This window comes from Mycobacterium sp. (assembly GCF_035603715.1).
GTDB lineage: Bacteria > Actinomycetota > Actinomycetes > Mycobacteriales > Mycobacteriaceae > Mycobacterium.
Genome location: NZ_DATNJW010000176.1, coordinates 1 through 5,258 on the forward strand (window position 1 = coordinate 1; position 5,258 = coordinate 5,258).

The following is a 5,258-nucleotide window of genomic DNA, read 5'->3' on the forward strand; positions in this document are numbered from 1 at the left end:
GACGGGCTGCCGGTGTGGATCTACCAGTTCAAGATCGCGCCGCAGCCCACCGTCCCGCTGGCGCAGCCGGGTCCAGCGCGCGAGGCCACCGCTCAGCGTTTCGCCGATGCGGTGACCGCGATTTGGGAAGGCCGCGCCGAGATCGACCGGTTCAACGAGTTGGTGATGCGCGCCGACCTGACCTGGCAGCAGGTTGTCCTGCTGCGCAGTTACGCAAAGTATCTGCGGCAGGCCGGTTTTCCGTACAGCCAGTCCCATATAGAATCGGTGGTCAACGAAAACCCTGACACCGCACGATCATTGGTGACGTTGTTCGAGGCGCTGTTCGATCCCGATCCATCGGGCTCGCCGAAGAGCCGTGACGCGCAGGCTGCCGCGGCGGCGGTCGCCTCGGACATCGACGCGTTGGTGAGTATGGATACCGACCGCGTCCTGCGCGCATTCGCCGAACTGATTCAGGCAACGCTGCGCACCAATTACTTTGTGAAACACGAGGGATCGGCCCGCAGCCAGAATGTACTGTCGTTGAAACTGGATGCGCAGCTGATCGAGGAGCTACCGCTGCCGCGCCCCAAGTTCGAGATCTTCGTGTACTCGCCCCGCGTCGAGGGTGTGCACCTGCGATTCGGTTACGTAGCGCGCGGTGGCCTGCGGTGGTCGGACCGTCGGGAGGACTTCCGCACCGAGATCCTGGGTCTGGTCAAGGCGCAGGCCGTCAAAAACGCGGTCATCGTGCCGGTCGGCGCCAAAGGCGGTTTCGTCGTCAAACAGCCGCCGCTGCCCACCGGTGATCCCGCCGCCGATCGCGACGCCAACCGCGCCGAAGGCGTCGACTGCTACAAGCTGTTCATCTCCGGACTGCTCGACATCACCGACAACGTCGACCACACCACCCGTGAAGTCACGGCCCCGCCGGGAGTCGTGCGACGCGACGGCGATGACGCCTACCTGGTGGTGGCCGCCGACAAAGGCACCGCAACGTTTTCCGACATCGCCAACGAGGTCGCCGAGTCCTATGGCTTCTGGCTGGGCGACGCGTTCGCGTCCGGTGGATCCGTTGGCTACGACCACAAAGCGATGGGCATCACCGCCAAAGGGACGTGGGAAGCGGTCAAGCGGCACTTCCGCGAGATGGGCGTCGACACCCAGACCCAGGACTTCACCGTGGTCGGCGTCGGGGACATGAGCGGCGACGTATTCGGCAACGGCATGCTGTTGTCCACCCACATCCGCCTGCTGGCCGCCTTCGACCACCGCCACATCTTCTTAGACCCCGACCCCGATCCGGCCGCGTCGTGGCAGGAGCGACGCCGGATGTTCGACCTGGCACGCTCCAGCTGGGACGACTACGACACGTCGCTGATCAGCGAGGGCGGCGGGGTCTACAGCCGCGAGCACAAATCCATCCCGATCAGCGACCAGGTGCGTGCGGCACTGGGCATCGAAGACGACGTCACCGAGATGGCGCCACCGAATCTGGTGCGCGCCATCCTGCGGGCCCCGGTGGATCTGTTGTTCAACGGAGGTATCGGCACCTACATCAAGGCCGAGGCGGAATCTGATGCCGACGTGGGTGACCGGGCCAACGATGCGGTGCGCGTCAACGCGAACCAGGTGCGCGCGAAAGTCGTTGGCGAAGGCGGCAATCTCGGTGTGACGGCACGCGGCCGGGTCGAGTTCGACCTGTGTGGTGGACGGATCAACACCGACGCGATGGACAACTCGGCCGGTGTGGACTGCTCAGACCACGAGGTCAACATCAAGATCCTGGTCGACTCGCAGGTGACCGCGGGCAAGATCGATCCGGGTGACCGCACGCAACTACTCGAGTCGATGACCGACGAGGTCGCCGCATTGGTGCTCGCCGACAACGCGGACCAGAACGACTTGATCGGCACCAGCCGGGCCAACGCCCCGAGCCTGCTACCGGTACACGCCGACCAGATCAAATATCTGGCGGCCGAGCGCGGGCTCAACCGCGAACTGGAAGCGCTGCCCTCGGACAAGGAGATCGCGCGCCGGCTTGAGGTCGGCATCGGGCTCACCTCACCGGAACTCGCGACGCTGATGGCACACGTCAAGCTGACGCTCAAGGACGAACTACTGGAAACCGATCTGCCCGATCAAGAGGTGTTCGCCAGCAAGCTGCCGCGGTATTTCCCGTCGCAGCTGCGGGAACGGTGCGGCCCGGCGATCCGCTCGCATCAGCTAAGACGCGAGATCGTGACCACCATGCTGGTCAACGATCTGGTCGACACCGCCGGCATCAGCTACGACTACCGGATCACCCAGGACACCGGGGTGGGTCCGGTGGATGCGGTACGCACCTACGCCGCGACCGACGCCATCTTCGGGATCGAGCAACTGTGGCACAGCATCCGCGCGGCGGGGCTACCGATCGCGGTGTCCGATGAGATGACGCTGGACACCCGTCGGCTGATCGACCGCGCCGGACGCTGGTTGCTCAACTACCGCCCCCAACCGTTGGCGGTGGGCGCCGAAATCAACCGATTCGCAAAGAAAGTGGCGGCGCTGACGCCGCGGATGTCGGAGTGGCTGCGCGGTGACGACAAGGCGATCGTGGAGAAGGAAGCCGCGGAATTCGCCCACCAGGGCGCGTCAGCGGATCTCGGCTACATGGTGGCCGCCGGGCTGTACCGGTACAGCCTGCTCGACATCATCGACGTCGCCGACATCGAGGACCGTGAACCGGCCGAAGTAGCCGACACCTACTTCGCGCTGATGGACCGGCTCGGTACCGACGGTCTGCTCACCGCGATATCCGAGCTTCCGCGCGCTGATCGGTGGCACTCGTTGGCACGCCTGGCAGTTCGTGACGACATCTACTCGTCGCTGCGCTCGTTGTGTTTCGACGTGCTCGCCGTCGGCGAGCCGGACGAAACCGGCGAAGAGAAGATCGCCGAGTGGGAGCACACCAGCGCATCGCGAGTTGAGCGGGCCCGGCGGACACTGAGCGAAATCCATGACAGCGGTCAAAAGGACTTGGCCACACTGTCGGTGGCGGCGCGCCAGATCCGCTCGATGACGCGGACCAGCGGGCGAGGAGCAGCGGGTTGAGCATGCCAGTCGGTTTCGTGGCGCCGGTCCCGGTCCGGTGGTCGGACATCGACATGTATCAGCACGTCAACCACGCGACCATGGTCACGATCATGGAAGAGGCACGCGTTCCGTTCCTCAAACCGGCTTTCGAGTCAGACATCCTCGAAATCGGCCTGCTGATCGCCGACGTACGTGTCACCTACAAAGGTCAACTGCGGCTCATTGATTCGCCGCTGCAGGTGACGATGTGGACGAGGCGGTTACGGGCGGTCGATTTCACGCTCGGCTATGAAGTGCGTTCGGTTAACGCCGATCCGGAGTCAAAGCCTGCCGTGATCGGCGAGTCGCAACTGGCCGCGTTCAACATCGACGAGCAGCGGCTGGTGCGTCTGACGCCGCATCATCGGGAATACCTCCAGCGGTGGTTGAGGTAGCCGAGCGGGGCGTGTGGCTGGGGCCGAAATCCGTCGCCGCCCAGCGCGCCGATTTGACCGCGTTCGCCGAGCGGGCGGCGCGACTCGACGCCGCCGCGGTCGTCCGATTGCGGACACGTTCGCCCGGGGAGTTCACTGCCTGGGCGGCGACCGGCTTGGACGTGCTGGCCAGCAGGGTGGTGGCCGGAATCGTCCGCCCCGACGACTTGTCGGTTGGTGCAGACGAATTGGCGCGTGGACTGGCTGCCGTCGACAGCACGGGTTACGTCAACCCGGGCTTTCCGATGGATTCGGCGTGGCGGGGAGCACTGCCACCGGACTCGGGCTTCGCCCATCTCGACGATGTGCCGGCCCGCCTGATGCTTGATTTGGCTCAGCGCGGCGGCCAGTTGGCCAAGGAGCACGGCAGCGCTCAGGGGCCGCCGGTGTCGCTGCTGGACCAGGAGGTGATCCAGGTCAGCTCGGCCGAGGGCAGCGTCGGTGTCCCGATGCGATGTGTATTCGCGCTGACGGCAATGGGTTTCCTGCCGCAGTCGTCCGAAGCTGTCGCTGCCGACGAGATCGTGCGGGTTCGCGTGCTGCCGGCCTGGTTGCGCATCGATGCGCGATTCGGCTCGGTGTACCGACGTCGGGGCGATCCGGCGCTGGTGCTGCGCTGACTACGTGGAGTACTGCAACCACAACGGCAGGATCTCCTGGAGGTAATCCATGAACTTTTTCAGGCCGACGCGGTATTCGACGTAGCCGTAGCGGTCGACCGCTCGCTGAGGAAATGCGATCCCAATCCCGAAGAGTCCGGGAGCCAGAATCCCGTTGTCGGCGTTGTAATCCAGCTGGCCCCATTGTCGGGTTTCAGGCAGCGTCCGGCGCTCCAGGCCGACCGTGTACACCGCAAGGTCGCACTCGGCGAGCTTTTCCGCGAATTCCGGACCGTCGACCAGGCACCGCTCCAGACGGTCCGGGAGCACACCGTCGACGTTCTCTCGCGCCCAGACGGCCGCTCGACCTTTGAGGCCGGAATCGTCGAACAGGATCCAATCATCAAGATAGACAGCATATTTGAGCGGACTACGATAAAAGTTGATCACTTTCGCAACCGGGTGACGCAGCAAGTGTGGCAACACGATCATCGACGAGTGTGAAGATCCGAACACCGCCACCGTGGTGTCGCCCAACGGCTCCGTGGCGAGCTTCTCGGGGTCGAGAGCGACCTCTAGCGGGATCTCTTTCAGCTGAGGGTAGTTGAGCTTCTTTGGGATTGCCCCCACCGCCAGGATCACATTGGCCGACGTCAGGTCCTGCTGCTCTGTTTCGATCCGCCACTGCCGGTTCTCCAGGACCAGGCCGATCGCCGTGCTTTCTACGGTGTCCACGCGCTCCCGGAGCTGTCCGGTGATCCACCTGAGTGGGTCAGCGACCAGGGCTAGGGCGCACGTTTCCTCAGGGTCTGTTTCGGTCAGCGGCATCGGGGGTGCTTCAGAGAACCGAAAGGCGTTGGCGCCGTTCAGATATTCCAGGAAGGTACCAACCTTTGTATTACTGGACACCGATCGCCACTTCGCGCCGATGTCTCCGGCCGCGAACGCTGGATCGATCCAGGCGATGTCTTTGTTGGCTATCCCACGATCGAGAAGCTTTCCCACGGCAGCGATGCCCGCAGGCCCGGCGCCGATAACCGTCCACGCGTAAGTCATGGGTTAGGTGTAGAGATTGGCGTCGAGGCCAGCCACACCGCGGCGTTGGCCGGCAACATCCCATCGTCCG

General features: G+C 64.4%; 4 protein-coding genes. 3 read left to right on the forward strand and 1 reads right to left on the reverse strand.

Annotated elements, in window-relative coordinates; genetic code table 11:
- The 3 genes from VN856_RS07665 to VN856_RS07675 form a co-directional block, all read left to right on the forward strand.
- A partial coding sequence (locus tag VN856_RS07665) for an NAD-glutamate dehydrogenase domain-containing protein (RefSeq protein ID WP_325687707.1) occupies positions 1 to 3,078 on the forward strand: 3,078 nt, incomplete at its 5' end.
- 2 nt (positions 3,079 to 3,080) lie between these two features.
- Positions 3,081 to 3,494, forward strand: coding sequence for a thioesterase family protein (locus VN856_RS07670; RefSeq protein ID WP_325687713.1), 414 nt, complete (start codon positions 3,081 to 3,083; stop codon positions 3,492 to 3,494).
- Positions 3,482 to 4,153, forward strand: a complete 672-nt coding sequence (locus tag VN856_RS07675) for a hypothetical protein (RefSeq protein WP_325687709.1) — start codon at positions 3,482 to 3,484, stop codon at positions 4,151 to 4,153. The genes VN856_RS07670 and VN856_RS07675 overlap by 13 nt, the downstream gene beginning before the upstream one ends.
- Here the strand turns inward: VN856_RS07675 and VN856_RS07680 are convergent, their stop codons facing one another.
- Positions 4,154 to 5,188, reverse strand: coding sequence for a pyridine nucleotide-disulfide oxidoreductase (locus VN856_RS07680; protein ID WP_325687711.1), 1,035 nt, complete (start codon positions 5,186 to 5,188; stop codon positions 4,154 to 4,156).
- Positions 5,189 to 5,258: the final 70 nt, after the last annotated feature.

Bases quoted from the DNA above. Each gene is read 5' to 3' on its own strand.
- VN856_RS07670 (WP_325687713.1), top strand. From the start codon at position 3,081: ATGCCAGTCGGTTTCGTGGCGCCGGTCCCGGTCCGGTGGTCGGACATC.
- VN856_RS07680 (WP_325687711.1), bottom strand. From the start codon at position 5,188: ATGACTTACGCGTGGACGGTTATCGGCGCCGGGCCTGCGGGCATCGCT.